16 protein-coding genes are annotated in these 17,423 nt (G+C 47.1%); 6 read left to right on the top strand and 10 right to left on the bottom strand.

Features of this window, described 5'->3' with window-relative positions; all coding sequences use genetic code 11:
* Positions 1 to 8: 8 nt before the first annotated feature.
* The 3 genes from AC50YG_RS03710 to AC50YG_RS03700 form a co-directional block, all read right to left on the bottom strand.
* Positions 9 to 1,076 (bottom strand): LacI family DNA-binding transcriptional regulator, encoded by a 1,068-nt coding sequence (locus tag AC50YG_RS03710; protein WP_494824760.1) that lies wholly within the window; start codon positions 1,074 to 1,076, stop codon positions 9 to 11.
* A gap of 284 nt (positions 1,077 to 1,360) precedes the next feature.
* Complete coding sequence (locus AC50YG_RS03705; protein WP_494824759.1) at positions 1,361 to 2,071, bottom strand: Crp/Fnr family transcriptional regulator; 711 nt, start codon at positions 2,069 to 2,071, stop codon at positions 1,361 to 1,363.
* Positions 2,072 to 2,206: 135 nt separating this feature from the next.
* Positions 2,207 to 3,199, bottom strand: coding sequence for a Gfo/Idh/MocA family protein (locus AC50YG_RS03700; RefSeq protein ID WP_494824758.1), 993 nt, complete (start codon positions 3,197 to 3,199; stop codon positions 2,207 to 2,209).
* A 181-nt stretch (positions 3,200 to 3,380) separates the two neighbouring features.
* Here AC50YG_RS03700 and AC50YG_RS03695 point away from each other — a divergent pair, with 181 nt between their 5' ends.
* From AC50YG_RS03695 to AC50YG_RS03680, 4 genes are all read left to right on the top strand, one after another.
* Entirely contained in the window at positions 3,381 to 3,767 is a 387-nt protein-coding gene (locus AC50YG_RS03695) for a DoxX family protein (protein ID WP_494824757.1), read from the top strand.
* Between the two features lie 248 nt (positions 3,768 to 4,015).
* The gene (gene pssA / locus AC50YG_RS03690; RefSeq protein ID WP_473755803.1) at positions 4,016 to 4,540 is read left to right on the top strand and encodes a CDP-diacylglycerol--serine O-phosphatidyltransferase; all 525 of its coding nucleotides are present in this window, start codon (positions 4,016 to 4,018) and stop codon (positions 4,538 to 4,540) included.
* Between the two features lie 7 nt (positions 4,541 to 4,547).
* The gene (locus AC50YG_RS03685; protein ID WP_341277737.1) at positions 4,548 to 5,039 is read left to right on the top strand and encodes a DedA family protein; all 492 of its coding nucleotides are present in this window, start codon (positions 4,548 to 4,550) and stop codon (positions 5,037 to 5,039) included.
* 152 nt (positions 5,040 to 5,191) lie between these two features.
* On the top strand, positions 5,192 to 5,956 hold the full coding sequence (locus AC50YG_RS03680) for a MerR family transcriptional regulator (RefSeq protein ID WP_494824756.1): 765 nt from the start codon (positions 5,192 to 5,194) through the stop codon (positions 5,954 to 5,956).
* A gap of 87 nt (positions 5,957 to 6,043) precedes the next feature.
* Here the strand turns inward: AC50YG_RS03680 and thrS are convergent, their stop codons facing one another.
* From thrS to AC50YG_RS03660, 4 genes are all read right to left on the bottom strand, one after another.
* The gene (gene thrS, locus AC50YG_RS03675; RefSeq protein WP_494824755.1) at positions 6,044 to 8,002 is read right to left on the bottom strand and encodes a threonine--tRNA ligase; all 1,959 of its coding nucleotides are present in this window, start codon (positions 8,000 to 8,002) and stop codon (positions 6,044 to 6,046) included.
* A gap of 201 nt (positions 8,003 to 8,203) precedes the next feature.
* Complete coding sequence (locus tag AC50YG_RS03670) at positions 8,204 to 8,413, bottom strand: hypothetical protein (RefSeq protein ID WP_341277740.1); 210 nt, start codon at positions 8,411 to 8,413, stop codon at positions 8,204 to 8,206.
* 63 nt (positions 8,414 to 8,476) lie between these two features.
* A complete protein-coding gene (locus AC50YG_RS03665) occupies positions 8,477 to 9,685 on the bottom strand; it encodes an MFS transporter (protein WP_494824753.1) in 1,209 nt (402 codons plus the stop codon).
* 150 nt (positions 9,686 to 9,835) lie between these two features.
* Positions 9,836 to 10,183: a hypothetical protein gene (locus AC50YG_RS03660; RefSeq protein WP_473755808.1), complete on the bottom strand. Its 348-nt coding sequence runs from the start codon at positions 10,181 to 10,183 to the stop codon at positions 9,836 to 9,838.
* Positions 10,184 to 10,379: 196 nt separating this feature from the next.
* Between AC50YG_RS03660 and AC50YG_RS03655 the strand changes: the two genes are divergently transcribed.
* Entirely contained in the window at positions 10,380 to 12,626 is a 2,247-nt protein-coding gene (locus tag AC50YG_RS03655; RefSeq protein WP_494824750.1) for a heavy metal translocating P-type ATPase, read from the top strand.
* Positions 12,627 to 12,704: 78 nt separating this feature from the next.
* Here the strand turns inward: AC50YG_RS03655 and AC50YG_RS03650 are convergent, their stop codons facing one another.
* Positions 12,705 to 14,063, bottom strand: a complete 1,359-nt coding sequence (locus AC50YG_RS03650) for an aminotransferase-like domain-containing protein (protein WP_494824749.1) — start codon at positions 14,061 to 14,063, stop codon at positions 12,705 to 12,707.
* Between the two features lie 184 nt (positions 14,064 to 14,247).
* Here AC50YG_RS03650 and AC50YG_RS03645 point away from each other — a divergent pair, with 184 nt between their 5' ends.
* Positions 14,248 to 15,201: a DMT family transporter gene (locus AC50YG_RS03645; RefSeq protein WP_494824748.1), complete on the top strand. Its 954-nt coding sequence runs from the start codon at positions 14,248 to 14,250 to the stop codon at positions 15,199 to 15,201.
* A 22-nt stretch (positions 15,202 to 15,223) separates the two neighbouring features.
* Here AC50YG_RS03645 and AC50YG_RS03640 read toward each other — a convergent pair whose 3' ends face one another.
* Together AC50YG_RS03640 and AC50YG_RS03635 are read right to left on the bottom strand one after the other, a co-directional pair.
* Positions 15,224 to 15,682: a GNAT family N-acetyltransferase gene (locus AC50YG_RS03640; RefSeq protein WP_494824746.1), complete on the bottom strand. Its 459-nt coding sequence runs from the start codon at positions 15,680 to 15,682 to the stop codon at positions 15,224 to 15,226.
* A gap of 616 nt (positions 15,683 to 16,298) precedes the next feature.
* A complete protein-coding gene (locus tag AC50YG_RS03635; protein ID WP_494824744.1) occupies positions 16,299 to 16,997 on the bottom strand; it encodes a hypothetical protein in 699 nt (232 codons plus the stop codon).
* Positions 16,998 to 17,423: the final 426 nt, after the last annotated feature.

The following is a 17,423-nucleotide window of genomic DNA, read 5'->3' as shown; positions in this document are numbered from 1 at the left end:
TTCGCCCCTTAAGCTTGCGTCATGGAGCTGGAAGTTGATTCACGCATGACAAAATCGCCTGACAGCAAAATTTTCTCTTGTGGGCTGCCGGGATGCTCCAGCCGGCGCAGTAGCATTTCGACGGCGCGGCGTCCAAAAGCCTCCTTCTGCACATCGACGGTGCTGAGAGTAGGCTTTGACCAAGCCGCATCCTCAATATTGTCAAAGCCGACAACGGAGCATTCTCCTGGAACGGCAACATTTAATTTAGCAAGCACCGTCATCATGCATATCGCAATGGAATCATTTGCACAAATGAAGGCAGTCGGCAGCGCTGCTTCCTCCACCATTTTTTTCACAATCAGCTCCAGCGCCTCTGTTATTTCCGAGCGGTTATTCCCTTCAAACGTCAATAGTGCCGATTCCTGCGCTTGTACAAGCCCATGCTCCTCCAGCATGGAGCTATACCCGAGAAAACGGTCTAGAAAGCTGCGCGAAAAGTGGGTGTTGCCAACAAATTGCAGCTTGCGATGACCACAGCCAATCAAATAATTAGTCACGCGGCGCATGCACTCCGTATTGTTCATAAAAAGCGTATCCGATGGAATGAGCGGATCTTCATGATCCACCAGCACGAAAGGAATGCCTAAACTGCGGATTTCCAGCAGCATTTGCGAGGAAATTAGGCCGACGCCGATAATGCCGCGAATGCTGCTCGGGTTAATAAACTGCGCGAAATGATTTTTAAACTGCTCGGTAATCATCATCGTGCCAATTTCCCGCTCCTCCAGCTCCATCGTAATGCCATCCATAATTTTGCCCCAGAAAAAAGAATCCCTCGTCTGGTATCTCACATTCGGCACAAGCAAAATCACCGTATCGCGAGTTTGACGCTCGCTTGCTTTATCTCCGCTTAAGCTGGCGGAAGGAGCTTTGAGCTTCTGTCCGGCAAAATAGCCGAGCTGCGTGGCGACGCTGACAATTTTCTCTCGCGTCTCCGCACTAACTCCCGGCTTACCTGAAAGCGCTTTAGAAACAGCGAATTTTGAAACATTTAAATAGTCAGCAATTTGCTGCATCGTCACTTTATTAGCCATAGCTGCACATCCTTTCATTAAAATAAGGTATCTAGTTAGTTTTGTTAGGTTTCTTAAAACTTTTATAAGCTAACATTAGCATATGAATAAACTTATGAAAAGCTTGTTTGGAAAATAAAAAAAGACCCGCTTCAGCAGCGAATCTTTCTACAGATTATAAATGGTAAATTCGGACTCTCAGCAGATCTCTATTATATATAGAAGAAACACGTCGTGCGCTGGTCTAATTGCTAGCTTATTGGTATGAGCATTTTTAAGGATGAGATGGCGAAGCAATACTGCCATTAAAAAGTCGCTTGGTGGCTGCTGTTCAGCTTCTGCTCAATCCACTGCTGGCTTTGCTGGGTAAACAGCAGCCGCCCTTTTTTTACGACGAATAGTTTCTCGTCTTTAAGTATTTTCATAATCCGATTCACGCTCCGAACCGCCACGCCAAGCTGGCGCGCAATTTCCTCACGGGTGGCGATGAGCTCATACACCGGCTTTTTCTGAAAATCAGCATGACGCAATGCCTCATAAAAATAAGCAAGCAGCTTCTGCTGCATCGAATAAAAGCTGTTTTCAAGCGTTTTTCTCCCCTGCTGGAACAGCTTGTTGGCTAGCTGGTCATTCAACCGGCGCAAAAAAGCGGGACTGTTGATGACCCATTTTTTGAAGCGCTGCTTGTCGATGGCAAGCAGCGTAGACTCGCGTGTCGTCTCCACCTGATTAATAAACGGCATACTCAGGCTAATCTCGATATCGCCGATGACGTCTCCCGGCAGCAGCATAGCTAGCCGGAACATTTTTCCGTCGGACAGCTTTCGTTCTACGGCAAGTTCGCCAGCAATCAAAATATACACATAAACCATTTCTCCGCCTTGATCGCATACCGTCTCGCCCGGATGAAAGTAGCGCACCTCCCAGCAATTCTGCACCTGCTCCGGAAGCTCGTCAAACATTTCCTTCAGCCAGCCATGCCCCTGAATAATCCGCTCAATGGATTCTGTACGCAATATGGCACCCTCTTTGTATCGCTCGTCCTCAGTTACTCTAATGTAAACCTATTTTACCCTTTTAAAAAGGACATAAGTCCGTTTTGGCAAAGTTTTTGCGGCCGTCATACACTTTGATACCGATTGCCGACTTGGCTAGTTCAGCGCGTCCAAAATGCGGTCGCATAAATCCATTGTGCCAACATTGTCGCGTCCGCTCGAATTCGGCGTCAACTTCTGCTTGCTGCAAGCGATGAAATGGTCCATTTCACCGATAAAGCCGCGTGCGTAAAGGTCGCCTAAGCATCCGGACATCGTGGAAGCTGGCGGTGTCAGCACCGTTGTTTCCTCGGATAGCGTCTGAAACGACGAGGAGCCGGGCAAAGGCGATTTGTGGATCGACAGCTTTTTGGAATCTTCAGCTGCGACATGACCATTATCAAAAGTGACCAGCACGCTTTCACTTTCGCTCGACCAAGCAGTCATGCCAGCAAAATAGACGCTGCCGGAAATGCCGTTCTCAAATTTCAAGGAAAACGACTGGGAAATATTTTCGCCCAAATTGTTGTTAAAGCCTGCAACCTGCGCCACTTCGCCAAACAAGCCGCGCATAAGATCGACGAGATGGATAGCAGCCAGCTTCAGGAATTGCTCCTCCGTTTTGCTAAAGCCTGTACTATCGCAGGCAAAACGAATTTGGAACGAGCGTGCGGCTCCAAGCTCGCCCGACTCAATCAGCTCTTTGAGCTTCAAGTATACGGGGGCATAACGCTTCATAAAGCCAACCATCAGCACAACACCGGCCTCCTCAGCTGCTTCCGCAATGGCTGCCGCTTCCTCGGCAGTCCAGCCGAGCGGTTTGTCGACAAATACATGTTTACCAGCTTTAATGCAGTCCATGACGATTTGCGTTTGATCGCCTGGCTGGGCTACCACAACAACACCGTCGCACTTTTCCTTTTGCAGCATTTGCATATAGTCGTCATACGGCGTGCCGCTGCTGCCGAAACGGGTCAATGCCGCTTGCGAACGATCAAGGCTGCGGGTGGAGACCGCTACAATCTCAGCTCCTGCTTCAACTGCGGACGGAAAAATATTTGTGGAGGCATGAAAGCCTGCACCGATAAAACAAAGTTTTGCTTGGCTCATCTCTTATCGCTCCTGTTCATCATATCGACAACGACATTAGCACATTTCCATACTCTGATACAAGCCAGCAGTAAAAATAAATTATTTTTTGTACTATATTGACTTAAAAATCAGAGTTCAGTATGATTGCTTCTTAGAACGAGTGCAACGGAATGCGATAATGAGAAAGGAAGAATAATAAATGTTAGATTTAGGGTTATTAATTATTCGATTAGTTATTGGACTCATTATGATTGGCCATGGCTGCAAGAAGCTGTTCGGCTGGTTTGGCGGCGAAGGCATCCAGGGTGCGGCTGGCTTTTTTGAAGCGATTGGCCTTCGTCCCGGTGCAGCGATGGTCGTATGCGCTGGACTTGCCGAGCTGATCGGAGGTCTATTATTTTCTTCGGGTCTATCGGTAGTTGCGGGGGCTGTATTGCTGATTTTCACGATGGTTGTTGCCATTATTAAAGTCCACGGCAGCAAAGGGCTCTGGTCAGTTAACGGAGGTTTTGAGTACAATTTAGTGATGATTGCTTCGCTGCTTGGTGTTGCACTTGCTGGTGGAGGCGCTTATTCATTAATGTAAAATAGTTCAAATTATAAATGATTATATTCATCGCCCACTTTCCTGTACATACAGAGAAGCGGGTGATTTTCTTTTGGATGGAAATCAACCTTAAAATTTAACTTTATCGTTTAATAAAGTGAATTAACAGGGGTTTTGTCGTTAAAGATATACCTATAAGGACAAGTGGACACATGGAAGTCACAGCCGCCTGTTACATTGTTATCCTGCAAGTAAAAAAGATTTCATTCATCAAGGGGCTGATTGACATGAATAAAAACTGGCTGCCCTCCCTCTGTACGCTATTGAATTTGGGAGCTGGGACCTTGTCCTTACTTTTTACTATAAAAGGCGAGTATAAGCTTGCGCTCGCTATGGTGATGACGGCAGCTTTATGGGATGTACTCGATGGTCTGCTTGCCAGATGGCTTCATTGTACGAGTGACTTCGGCAAACAACTGGACTCGCTGGCTGATCTGGTCTCCTTCGGAATTGCACCTGTATTTCTGGTTCTGCTGTACAAGCTGGAAGATTCATTGTGGCTAGGACCGATTGCCGCTGTATTATTTTTAGCTTGCGGCGCGCTGCGTCTGGCAAGATTTAATATAAAGGGCCAAGTGAAAGGTTTTGTTGGTCTGCCGATTACTGCAGCTGGGGTCATTTTGGCACTTGCTCCTATTTTAAATAGTCAAATGAAGCCTGCTGCCGCTCTCGCCTTAATGGGTCTGCTCTCTATCTTAATGGTCAGCCGAATCCCATTTCCCGCTTTCAAAAAAGACTACGCAAGGAAGTGAGACGGTTATGACTTTTGCTATAGAAATGATTTCTCAGTATGGTTATTACGCCGTCTTTGGACTGCTCGCTCTCGGCATTATTGGGCTTCCGGTTCCAGACGAATTATTAATGTTATTCATCGGCTATTTATCCTCGATTATGGTGTTGAATTATTCGGTTTCTTTGCTAGTCAGCTTCATGGGGGCCATAACGGGGATGCTTTTAAGCTACACCCTAGGCAAAACATTCGGACAGCCTTTAATCGACAAGCATGGCAAGTGGGTCGGCCTCACAACAAAGCGTTTTGAAAAGGTAAAGGGCTGGTTTGCCCGTTTTGGCCTATGGACGTTGTTTTTCGGCTATTTCATTCCCGGTGTAAGGAGCATGACCAGCTACATTTCTGGCATTACATCCATGCCTTTCCGCAAATATTTGCTCATTACTAGCCTCGGCTCCCTTACATGGGTGCTTATCTTTGTTACAATCGGCTATTTTCTCGGCGCCAGCATTAAATTTTAAATTAAAATTAAATTTCAATTTAAAATAAATGAAACCAATAAGCCCCAGTGAAGAGCTTTCTCTTCGGATGGGGCTTTTCGGCTGTTGAAAAAATAACGGTTGACCTTCACGCGCCGTTAAGGTGTACGATAAATTTGTCAGGAGGTGAGCATATGGAATACACCATTCAGAAGCTAGGTTACTTGGCTGGCGTAAGTACGAGAACACTGCGTTATTACGATGAAATCGGAATATTGAAGCCAGCTCGCATCAACTCTTCGGGGTACCGGATTTATGGGCAGCACGAGGTTGATCTGCTCCAGCAAATTTTATTTTACAAGGAGCTTGGCGTCTGCTTGGAGGAAATTAAAGCGATGATTACGTCGCCTGATTTTGACGTTCATGCGGCCTTGCAGGAGCATCGCAGCAAGCTGCTGGAGCGCAGGCAGCAGCTCGATCAGCTCATTGCCAATCTCGATCAAACATTATTGCAGAAGGAAGGGAAACAAACGATGAAGGATAAGGAAAAGTTTGCAGGCTTCAAGCAGCAAATGCTGGATGATAATGAAGCAAAATACGGCAAAGAAATCAGGACCAAATATGGAGAGGAAGCTGTCAATCGTTCAAACCATGCCCTTAAAAATATGACGGAAGCACAGTATGCTGAAGTAGAAAAGCTCGGCGAGGAGGTGTTGACGACGCTGGCGTTAGCCTTCTTGACTGGTGATCCTGCTGGCGAGCTGGCACAGAAAGCAGCTGATTTGCACATGCAATGGCTGAGCTTTTACTGGGGCAGCTACTCAAAGGAAGCACATGCCGGCGTCGCCCAAATGTACGTGGATGATGAGCGCTTCACTGCCTATTACGATGAGAAGCAGCCCGGTTCTGCTGCATTTTTACGCGATGCGGTGCTCGTCTACACAGGGAAATCCTCTTAATCCACACTAAAAAGGACGGCATCGAGGCTATTATGCCATTGTGCCGTCCTTTCGTCCGTTCGCTCTTTCCGCTTTCCTGTTTGTCCGCTATACGTTCTCGTTAGCGTTCAGCTCTCTCGCTGCAACCTGCTGGGAAAGCTGCCTCGCTAGCTGCTCGATGCGCATCTCCTTCTGCTCATTCACACCGCGCCGCCGAACAGACACCGTCCCTTCGCTTGCCTCTTGGTCCCCGATTACGAGCGTATAAGGCACCTTCGCCAGCTGCGCCTCCCGAATTTTGTAGCCTAGCTTTTCGCTGCGAGCATCAACTTGTACACGAAGGCCTGCATTCAGAAGCTGCTGCTTCACTTGCATGGCATAATCCAAATGCACGCTTGAAACAGGCAGCAGCTTCACTTGAACGGGCGCCAGCCACAGCGGAAATGCTCCGCTGAAATGCTCTGTCAAAATGCCCATGAAACGGTCAATGGAGCCATATACAGCGCGATGGATGACGACAGGGCGATGCTTCCCGCCATCCTCGCCGATGTAAGTCAAATCAAACTTTTCAGGCATTTGAAAATCAAGCTGAATGGTTCCGCATTGCCAGCTGCGGCCAAGCGCATCGCGAATATGGAAGTCGATTTTCGGTCCATAAAAGGCGCCGTCCCCCTCATTAAGCATATATGGGACATTTTGCTGGACCAGCACATTTTTGAGTGCTTCCTCTGCTTGATCCCACAATTGTGCAGAGCCCATGGAATCGGCCGGCCTTGTGGACAGCTCTACCCGATATGTGAAGCCAAAGATCGAATAAATATGATCAATGAGCGCCATTACTTTGGCGATTTCCTCCTCGATTTGATCGGGTCTGACGAATAAATGCGCATCATCCTGACAAAACGTCCGCACCCGCATCATGCCATTTAGCGCTCCTGAAAACTCATGGCGATGCACCTGTCCATACTCGGCAAGGCGGATCGGCAAATCCCTGTAGGAGCGAAGCTCATTTTTGAATACGAGCATATGTCCCGGGCAATTCATCGGTTTGAGGGCAAATACCGCATCATCGACATTAGTAAAATACATATTGTCTTTGTAGTGCTCCCAATGACCGGACTGTTCCCATAGCCGATTGTTGAGCATTAGCGGTGTACGAACCTCATCATAGGCGCGCTCGCGATGCAGCCCGCGTTCCAGCTCTTCCAGCTCGTTGCGTATAATCATGCCATTTGGCAAATAAAACGGCATGCCGGGCGCTTCCTCCGAAAACATGAACAGGCCCAGCTCCTTGCCCAGCTTGCGGTGATCGCGCTTTTTCGCTTCTTCAAGCATGAGGAGATGCTCCTCCAGCTGCTTGTTTTTCGGAAAGGCTGTTCCGTAAATGCGCTGCAGCACTTGGTTATTCGAATCGCCACGCCAGTAGGCACCCGCTGTGTACAGCAGCTTGAACGCCTTAATCCAGCTTGTTGCCGGCAAATGCGGCCCGCGACATAAATCGATAAATTCGCCTTGTTCATAAAGCGAAATAACGGCATTTGCCGGCAAAGCTTGAATCAGCTCGACTTTAAGCGGCTCCTCTAGCTGTGCAAATAGCTGCAGCGCTTCCTCCCGGCTGACGACACGGCGGATGATCGGCAGATTTTGCTCCGCGATTCGGGCCATCTCCTGCTCAATGACGGCGAGCTGTTCATTCGGCAGCGGGCTTGCAATGGCAATATCGTAGTAAAAACCGTCGCCTATGACAGGGCCAATTCCGAGCTGGACTTCTTGCTTGCCATACAGCCGCTTCAAGGCCTGCGCCAAAAGATGCGCTGTACTGTGGCGGTAAATTTCCAGCCCCTCCGGACTGTCCAAAATAATAATTTCCACGTCGCTATCTGCCTCAATGGAACGGCTTAAATCAACGGCCTCGCCATTGATTTTGCCAGCGACAGCCTTTTTTCGCAGCCCTGGGCTGATCGCTTCCGCCAATTGTTCAATTGTTATGCCGGCCGGGCAGCTTCTGATTGCGCCATCCGGCAGCTTGATTTGAATGTGATTTTGATATTCGCTCTGTTTTTCCATCGTTTGTGCCTCCACCTCTGCTCATTTAAAATATAAGAATTTATAAGTTTTGCACTTATAAATAGGCTTATATTTCTCGGACTGAAACGCGCTGCGCCGCCAAAGGACGGCGATAGCCGTTTCACCTTGGGAACGCAAAAAAACGCCTCTATCCCGGAAAGGGACGAGTGCGTTCAGCTCGTGGTTCCACCCTTATTCGACCTAATCGCCAGTCTGCCGCAGCCCTTGCTGCAGCACCCTGAATAAAAGGCCCTTATTGGTATCCGTTATCGCGGATAAAGCGGTGAAGCTTACTTTCGCACAAGGGAGCGGGTTCAGCAGCACGGCTGCAAAGGGGTAAAACCATATCCGGTATCCGAAGAAGCTTGCAGCAATCGCTTCTCTCTCTGGGCGGTCCGGAATTGGAATCATGTCTTTGGTCAATGCCGATTATGAAGATGTAGGTATTATATTACGACTGCCGCATTTAAAAAGTCAAGCAGAAAAATGTTTTTCAGAAATGGGCTGTACGGCATTGACTTTATTTTTCACGGAAAGCAATGTAAGGCCCATGATGAGCACAATCGCGGCAACAGCGACAAAAGGAAGGTGTTTATCCACCTGATATAAGGTCGTGCTCAGGATAGGCGCGATCACAGCGGACAAGCCCTGCACCGATGCAATCATACCCGCGACGCCTCCCTGCTGCTCTGGCGCAACAGCAAGAGAAGCTCCCGCCATAAAGCCCGGCATCATCAATCCCGCACCGATCCCGAAGATAAAGAAGGCCGTATAAAAACCGATGAAGCTCATAGCAAATAGAAAAATAGTCATACTGACAAGCACAAGCAAAGCGCCAGCAAGGATGAGCGGCTTTGGCTGCCATTTCGAATTTTTCATCTGCAGCCCTTGGGTAATAATCATCGCGACTCCACTAAATATAAGGCCAAGCGATACCATGCGGGCGGTTTCCTGCGTCGACAAAGCGAGCTGATCCTGAAAATAAAAGCCGCCAATGACTTGCAAAGTGACGATGCTCAGCATCGTGGCAAGTCCAGCAAACAAATAGAGACGAAGCCCTTTGTCGAACGGATTAACTTTTGGCGGCTTCGCTCGAATGACAGGTTTATGAGCCGGAATTAACAAGAGGACGACAACAAATGCAATGAGTGGCAGCGCGGCACCGATATATAGCGGCCACATCAGTCCGATCAGGACAAAAATCCCCGCAATTGCTGGTCCGAGCACCAGACCCAGCCCATTGGCAGCCCCAATTAAGGCCATTCCAGCAGAACGTCCCTTTTCATCGGTTACATCCGCCATATAGGCTTGGGCCGACGAAGGTACGGCTGGGATAAATAGACCGACCATCGCGCGCGCCACAATCAGCAGCACAACTAGCAGCGTTCCGTTTATCCATTTTGAAAGCCCGGCATACATAACGAGCGTGAACAGAATATAGCTGACAAACATGCCTAAAAATCCGATTAAAATGACAGGCTTACGCCCTAACAGATCGCTTCTTCTCCCCCATACCGGGGCCATCACAGCCATGGCAATAGAGCCTAAGGAAATAATTAGGCCTGAATGTGTCTCGCTTAGCCCCAATTCGCGGATAAGCGGCGGCATGACAGGAGCTATGATCATTAATCCGACCATGGCCACAAAAACACTGAAAAATATGCTAAATCTTATTCGTACCACTTTCACCACTTCTCCCTTTGCAGCTGTTTTTTTGGTGCTGCTCTGTTTAAAGCGTAATCCATTGTGAAAACGGCGGCTACCTTAAAACGGATTCTAAATACCGCTAAACGGATTTTTATTCGATCCATTAATCAAGATGAATTTTTAAAATTATAGTTTATCAACTTGCAATAAGGAGATTTTTTTCGTTGTAAAGGTGCCTTGCAAACTGGTTTCGCTTATGATGTTTAGCTGCAGCAAGCTCGATACCTTTGATGGATCCACTTTGGATACGAGGCGCCAGGCATCAGGCTCTGGAAGGGCTGCAAGCAGCTTCGTCTCATCATATTCCCGCCTCTCCTGTGCGACAATTTTTACTTTATAGCGCCCTACAGTCAACTCTGCTGCTTCCTGCTCCGCACAATAAGCTAATATTTCTGTTCGCAGGCCGGCGAGCTCCTGCTCCGTTTCCTTCTGCTTCTGCTTGAGCTGGTAATATTTCTTCACCTTCTCGAACATATCATCACGCTCCTTCTACTCCCTATTTATATGCATTAGACACGCTGCTCCATGTCTTGCATAATCTGCTTTTAAGCGCCTTGCCTCATGTTTCCGAAGCAAATTGGCAAAGATAGGTTTGACAGATGCTGTCATCGAGGCATATTATTTATATATGAGCACTTATTCATACATTGCTACGAAAGAGGGCTGAACCATGGTTGAATATCGTGTAAAAGGTCTTACCTGCGGCCATTGCGCCCATACGATGGAAACAGAAATTCAAAAATTGACGTTTGGCGAAGATGCCAAGCTCAGCTATAATTCGGGCAAGCTGCTCGTCAATGAACAAATTTCGATGCAGAAGGTTGAGCAAATTTTGAAGTCAGAAGGCGCGTATTTAGAAAAGCTTTCTGCTCCCGCTGTCGCTAAAGGCTCAGCCCCTAGCGCCGATCCTCACGGTCATTCGAATCATGACCACGATTGCCAGGACAGTCATTGCCACGGGCATGTTGCCCATTCGCATAGCGACAGCCATGATCATGGCGACCATGGGCATGATCATAGTCATGAAGGCGGAAACTCCCGTATGCTGAAGCTGCTGATTGCATCCGGCGTGATCTACGGGGGAGCGCTGCTGCTGGAGCAAACACTGAGCGCTCCACTGTTAATCGCCCTGTACTTGGCAGCTATTGCAATCAGCGGATTTACGACCTTTTGGCGCGGACTGCGCAATCTGTTCAAGCTAAAATTCAATATTGATACACTCATGACAATTGCGCTTGTTGGCGCCATTGCCATCGGTGAATGGAAGGAAGCAACGCTCGTCGCCGTGTTGTTCGGTGTCAATGAATGGCTGGAAGGCTATGGCATGGAGAAGGCGCGACGGTCAATGGAGATGCTGCTGCAAGTAGCGCCGAAGGAAGCGACCAAGCTTATGGATGGCAAGGAGCTTGTTATTCCCATCACCTCGCTAAAGGCGCAAGACATCGTACGCGTCAAGCCGGGCGAGAAAATCCCTTCGGATGGGGCCGTCACGGAAGGGAAAAGCTCGGTTAATGAAGCTGCCCTTACTGGTGAATCGCTTCCCGTTGACAAAGCGGTCGGGGATGCCGTATTTGGCGGCAGCATCAACAATGAAGGTGTACTGGTCATCCGGATTGATAAAGCCTATGAAGATTCCTCGCTAGCGAAGATTTTGCATTTGGTAGAAGAAGCTCAGGAAACAAAGACGCCAACCGAGCTGTTTATTAATAAATTCGCCAAATATTATACACCGCTTATTATGGCGATTGCTTTGCTTGTTGCCCTGCTCCCTCCTCTACTGCTTCAAGGGGATTGGACGAAATGGCTTTATCAAGGCCTTTCTGTGCTTATTGTCGGCTGCCCATGCGCCCTCATTCTTTCTTCGCCAATCGCCATCGTTTCGGGCATTACGCGCAATGCGCGCAACGGCATTTTGATTAAAGGCGGCGTATATTTGGAGCAGCTTGGAAAAATCGATACGATTGCCTTTGATAAAACAGGCACTTTAACCAAAGGAGAGCCGCATGTCGTAAAGGCAGAGGTTTATGTGGAGACACTTTTCTATAAGATAGCCGGCGCGATGGAACGCTCCTCCTCCCATCCGCTCGCCAAAGCGGTTATGAAGGCCGTGCAAGACACTGGGGTCAGCTTGCCTGAGCCAGAGGAAATGATAAATGTTGCCGGCCGTGGAATGGAAGCTGTCATAAATGGCGAACGCTACTGGCTCGGAAATGAAAAGAGCATCGCGCATTTAACCTTCCCGGATCAGGTGAGTCAAAATATTGAACAAATGAAGGCAGCCGGCCTCACGCTCGTTATTGTTGCCGATGCTGAGCAAGTACTTGGCTTGTTCGGAATTGCGGATGAAATTCGTGAGGAAAGCCACGCAGTCATCGCTGCACTTCATCAGCAGGGCATTAAACGCACCGTCATGCTGACGGGCGATCACCAAAAAACAGCCGAAAAAGTGGCTTCGGCCGTTGGAGTCTCTTCTTTCTACGCAGGTCTGCTCCCGGAAGATAAAGTAGCACGTATTAAAGAGCTTGCGGAAAGCGGCCAAGTCGCCATGATCGGTGACGGTATCAATGATGCCCCAGCCCTCGCATCTGCCCAGCTTGGCATTGCCATGGGCAAGGGCACAGACAGCGCCATTGAAACGGCGGACATTGTGCTCATGCAGGATCATTTGGGCAAGCTGCCCGAGGCTATTTCTGTTGCCAAACAGGTAAACCGGGTCATTCGCTTTAACATTGCGGTTTCACTTGGGCTTAAGGTGCTGGCGCTGCTGCTGACCATACCAGGCTGGCTCACGCTATGGATCGCCATTTTATCCGATATGGGCGCCACCATTTTTGTCACCTTGGTCAGCTTGACAATTCTTATTCCGCTGCGCAATGCTTATGGGCCGGTTTTAAATCGCAGCAAGCCGATAAAGTAGGGACGAGATTAAGTTGTTGATTGCTGGACCATAAAAAAGCAGAGGAACGGGCTCGTGATGCCAGCTCCTCTGCTTTTGTTAATAAAAATGATTAGCCCGCTTTACTTCCTCCACAATGGCTGCAACGCCCTCATCGATTTGCCCCTCGCTTGCCCGGGAAATGCTGATTCGCAAAAACTTTTCCCGCTCCAGATATTCTGGCAAATAGAAGCCTTTCCCGTCAACAGCCCGAATATGTCTGCCCGATAGCCGTTCCATCAGCTGCTCCATATTGACGGTAATAGGCAGTCTATATTGGGTATAGATGCCCGAGCTCACACCCGAAGCTTGAATAAGCCCTGCTCCGTTATGCCGCTCTAGCGCTTCGTTCAGCGCCAGCATTCGTGAGGTGTACAGGCTGCTTATGGCGTGCTTATGGCGTTCATACATCCCATTTTTAATATAAATGTCCAGAGCCGCTTGTGAGAGGAATGACGTATCACCGTATTTTTTATAACGGTAGAACGTTTCAATGAGCTGTTCCGGCAATACAGCAGCCCCCAGACGCAAGCCGGGAAAAATAATTTTCGAGAAGCTTTTTAAATAAACGATATGCTCCGTCAAATCATAGCTATAAATCGGATCAAAGCCCCGTTCCACACCTAAATCTGCCATATAATCGTCCTCGACAATGTAGACATCATATTTTTTCGCCAATGCAGCTATTGCTTTCCGTTCCTCGGTTGTATAAGAGGTGCCCAGCGGATTATGATAACGCGACATCGTGTAGAAAAATTTAATATCCCCGCCCTTAAATATCCGCTCCAGCTCCTGTAAGCTGATTCCTGCTGCGGTGCGGGCTATAACAGCTGTCGGCAGCTGCTCAAATTCCAGAAACCGCAAATAAAGATTGTACGTGGGCTGTTCGACAAGAATGGTGTGCTTGCCATTTGGGAACGGCATTTTCGCCAATATTTCCAGCGCCTGCTGAGCACCTGATGTCACGAAAATCCGCTCGGTTTTCGCAAACACCTGGTCATTTGCCAAATGGCGGACGAGCGTTTCCCGAAGCTCTGCCATTCCTTGAGGATCGCCATATGTAAACAGATGATATTTGTACGTATCAATTGCTTTATTCAAGCAATGCTGAAAGTCCAAATACGGAAACACAAACAAATCAGGTGATGCCGATGAAAAATCAATGCCCTCCCCTTGAATGCTGTCTTCACTTTGCTCGCTTCCGCTGCCTTCCTTGTCCACGACATAATAGCCGCTCTGCGGGATGGAATAGATGGCATGACGCTTTTCCAGCTCCGCATATGCACGAGTAATTGTATTTGTACTGCAGTCGTACAGCTCCGCAGCTTTGCGAACGGACACCAGCTTGCTGCCTGGACGATACTGCCCATCACGAATTTTCTGTTCCATGTCGGACAATATTGCAAAATACTTTTTCATTATGCCCCTCCCTACTCCTGCTGCCTTCACTCTCCCATTATTATACTACAAATCACCAAACTGTATTGATACAGTTCTCGAAAACAGCTATCGTGCGGTACTGCCAAATGCTTTATCTTTAATTTAACAAGATGAGACGTTCGCGAACACGACCTCGCCTAAGCCAAGGAAGGAAGTCATACCTATGAAAGAAAAAAGTATTAAGCTCGCCTATATATTCGCTGTATTAAATGCCGTCATTATCGGTTTCTCCTTTTTATTTGCCAAGCTGTCGCTCGGAAGCGCCCAGCCGCTGGATACGCTCACGTTCCGGTTTGCTTTTTCGTTCCTCATCATGACGATCCCTGTAGCACTGGGCATGATTAAGCTGAATTATCGCGGCAAGCCCCTAGTTAAAGCTTTTCTGCTGGCAGCGATGTATCCGCTCGGCTTTTTCACCCTTCAGGCTTTTGGCCTGCTGCATGCAAGCTCCGCTGAAGGCGGCATTTTATATGCATTTACGCCTGTTGTGACAATGATAATCGCGGCCATTTTCCTGAAAGAAACGACAACCCTGCTGCAAAAGCTATCCATTTTCCTCTCGGTATTTGGTGTTGTGTTCATTTTCTTGATGAAGGGCAGCAGCATCGATTTATCTAATATGCTCGGTATTTTCCTGCTGTTTCTGACCTGCTTCGCTTTTGCCGGCTATAGCGTACTGGCACGCTCGCTTTCCAAGAATTTTAGCCCGGCAGAACTGACATATTTGATGCTCGGGATTGGTTTTGCTGTTTTTCTCACGATATCGCTGGTACAGCACATGGGTTCGGGGACGATGGGCAGCTTCCTTACGCCGCTGCGCAGCGGGTCCTTCCTGCTATCCATCTTCTATCTAGGTGTCATCTCCTCGCTCATCACTTCTCTGACGTCCAATTACATTTTAGGGCGAATCGAGGCGTCGAAAATGAGTGTATTCACCAATTTATCGACGATTGTATCTATGGCAGGAGGTGCCCTTTTCCTCGGTGAAGAGCTGACGATGTATCATGTGATCGGTTCCCTATTCATTATTGCGGGGGTAGTCGGCACTAATCTGCTGGGCAGTAAGCGTAAACGGCTGTTGCCGTCCTCTGACAGCGAAGCTGCCGCGTCGAAATAGTTTATGGCATTAACTAATTAGTTTATAACGTTAAATAATAATGCTTATACGCTGTATCTTGCAAATAGCCATTTCGTTCATACAGGCGCTGAGCCTGCACATTCGAAACCGCGGTAGACAGCTCAATTCCTTTCGCTTGCAGCAGGCTGGCATAGCTTTTCGCCTGATCCAGCAGCAATTGGGCTACGCCCTGCTTTCTGTGGGATTGCATAACGTATAGATCATTTAATATATAGGAGCGTTTCATCGAAATCGAGGAGAATATAGGGTACAGTTGGGTAAAGCCAGACGCCTCCCCGCTCCCGGAATGTTTGGCCAAAAAGATGACCGAGTCCCGCTGTTCAAAGCGCTCAAACAAAAAGCGGCGTGCTCCCTGCACATCTGGCGCTTGTCCATAAAACATACGGTACAAATCAAACAGCGTCGCCAGTTCATCCAACTGATCTATCCCTGCTTGCTCAACAACATAAGTATTTTCCATTTTCCAGCCTCCTGTCTGAGTAGTATATCAAATCTCTATGCAGGGATCCTGCCAACATTTTAACGATCATATACGCTAAGCTAAATGTTCATGAGAAAAGCTGGTTTCCCTACTCTAAGGATTAACCGGGTTGCAATTTTCATCTGCGGTAAATTTTTTCATGATGAAACACCCCAATTATTAGATTTTTATGTCTAATAATTGGGGTGCAGTTCATTTACGGTCAGTTCATTTCATTTACTTTGATTCTATTGCAAGTTTACCATCGTACAGCAACTTAAAGTATTTATAGCCTGCTACGCCAATAATAACGAAAAATACAAATTGTTTTATAATTATAGGAATATTGATTGCTTCGGAGAAAATCCATACGATCAACACTACGGTAAAAATAATCTCGTAAAGGCCGATTTTGAATCTCATTTCTGGTCTGATCATCCTTATTTTAAGTGCTAAAGATATACTGCCAATGAATGCGAGTATAAGCCAGAAATAATATGCGTCTTTGTTGAGAGAATAGCCGAATAGTGGACCATATAATAATCCGAACGAAACGATTGAGAATTTTTGTAATTTCCGTTCAGTATCCTTCAGCTTACTATAATCTCGCGTCATATTACCATGTTCCCTGTGATAGATTTGGAAAGATTCCATTCCAAGAGATTCCGAAATAAACTCCACTTTGACTATTATATTTTGATTGTATAATCAGGTAACAAAGATTAGCCATTCCACCATATCCAGCTATTGTTAAAACTGTAGTGAGAATAGGGCCAGCAGGACCTAGTATTACAGAAATACCTTCCAATGCAATAATAAATGCTGGAACACCAATACTTGCTGCTACGAACAGATACTGTTGGATGTCGTTTTGATTAAAATAGATTTTCCAGTCACTTACGTGAAGATTTGGTGAAACAGCTGAATTAGAAGCCATTGCGAGGGCACTTCCACTTACAGAAGTTTTCGACAGTACATTTTTTTGATTTGCATCACTAACTAACCTTCTTAATAAAGAAACATATTCATCAGTTAACCCATATGCTGATTTCAAGTATTCGGTATTGTCATGTATTATAATTATTTTACCATCTTTTTCGGAGAATTCTTTTGCTACCCCACTTTTCGTGTACGTATCGAGGAAGTCTTTGGTTTTTTGATCAAAAGTAGCATAATAATTGCCGGTGTTTGTTTGCTGGGTAATTGGTGCGATGGTTTTCGTAACATTACTTTCTGAAGAAAATCCGGTTAAAGGAAAACTCGACATTAATAATGTAGCTGATGTAAGCATAACGATAGATTTTTTTAGCTTCATCTTTTAATTTTTCCTCATTTCATATTTGAGCTTATTATCACACCATTATACCAAATACAAGAAAAAAATAGCAAATTTTGAGATTGAGCAAGTTAACTTGTTGTTCGATCTCACCACCCACGAAGAATTGAATCCCAAAACACTAAAGGAGTACTCCTGAAACGTTTTTTCGAGTGAGCCGTGTTGGAATCCAGGATTCGCAGCGTTCAGCTTACGGTTCGTTCTGGAAAACGGAATAAACATCTTTACGCCATGTGATTCAAAAATACTTGAAATCGGCTCGCCTAGAAGGATTGAGCGCCCACGATCTACGGCACCGCTGGGCACAAATTATGGGACACGATAGTCTGGACACAACGATAATTTACGTCAAGGCGCCTCGTGCGGAACTACAAGCGGAGTTAGAAAAATAGCGGGCATGCAGCG

The organism is Paenibacillus sp. J31R34, assembly GCF_059383715.1.
This window is presented reverse-complemented; position numbering and strand designations above follow the sequence as displayed.

Coding starts and splice junctions, on each gene's coding strand:
- thrS (WP_494824755.1), bottom strand. CDS start 8,002: ATGGAAAAACAGAGCGAATATCAAAATCACATTCAAATCAAGCTGCCG.
- AC50YG_RS03670 (WP_341277740.1), bottom strand. CDS start 8,413: ATGATTCCAATTCCGGACCGCCCAGAGAGAGAAGCGATTGCTGCAAGC.
- AC50YG_RS03640 (WP_494824746.1), bottom strand. CDS start 15,682: ATGGAAAATACTTATGTTGTTGAGCAAGCAGGGATAGATCAGTTGGAT.
- AC50YG_RS03680 (WP_494824756.1), top strand. CDS start 5,192: ATGGAATACACCATTCAGAAGCTAGGTTACTTGGCTGGCGTAAGTACG.
- AC50YG_RS03655 (WP_494824750.1), top strand. CDS start 10,380: ATGGTTGAATATCGTGTAAAAGGTCTTACCTGCGGCCATTGCGCCCAT.
- pssA (WP_473755803.1), top strand. CDS start 4,016: ATGAATAAAAACTGGCTGCCCTCCCTCTGTACGCTATTGAATTTGGGA.
- AC50YG_RS03710 (WP_494824760.1), bottom strand. CDS start 1,076: ATGGCTAATAAAGTGACGATGCAGCAAATTGCTGACTATTTAAATGTT.
- AC50YG_RS03685 (WP_341277737.1), top strand. CDS start 4,548: ATGACTTTTGCTATAGAAATGATTTCTCAGTATGGTTATTACGCCGTC.
- AC50YG_RS03660 (WP_473755808.1), bottom strand. CDS start 10,183: ATGTTCGAGAAGGTGAAGAAATATTACCAGCTCAAGCAGAAGCAGAAG.
- AC50YG_RS03645 (WP_494824748.1), top strand. CDS start 14,248: ATGAAAGAAAAAAGTATTAAGCTCGCCTATATATTCGCTGTATTAAAT.
- AC50YG_RS03635 (WP_494824744.1), bottom strand. CDS start 16,997: ATGAAGCTAAAAAAATCTATCGTTATGCTTACATCAGCTACATTATTA.
- AC50YG_RS03650 (WP_494824749.1), bottom strand. CDS start 14,063: ATGAAAAAGTATTTTGCAATATTGTCCGACATGGAACAGAAAATTCGT.
- AC50YG_RS03700 (WP_494824758.1), bottom strand. CDS start 3,199: ATGAGCCAAGCAAAACTTTGTTTTATCGGTGCAGGCTTTCATGCCTCC.
- AC50YG_RS03695 (WP_494824757.1), top strand. CDS start 3,381: ATGTTAGATTTAGGGTTATTAATTATTCGATTAGTTATTGGACTCATT.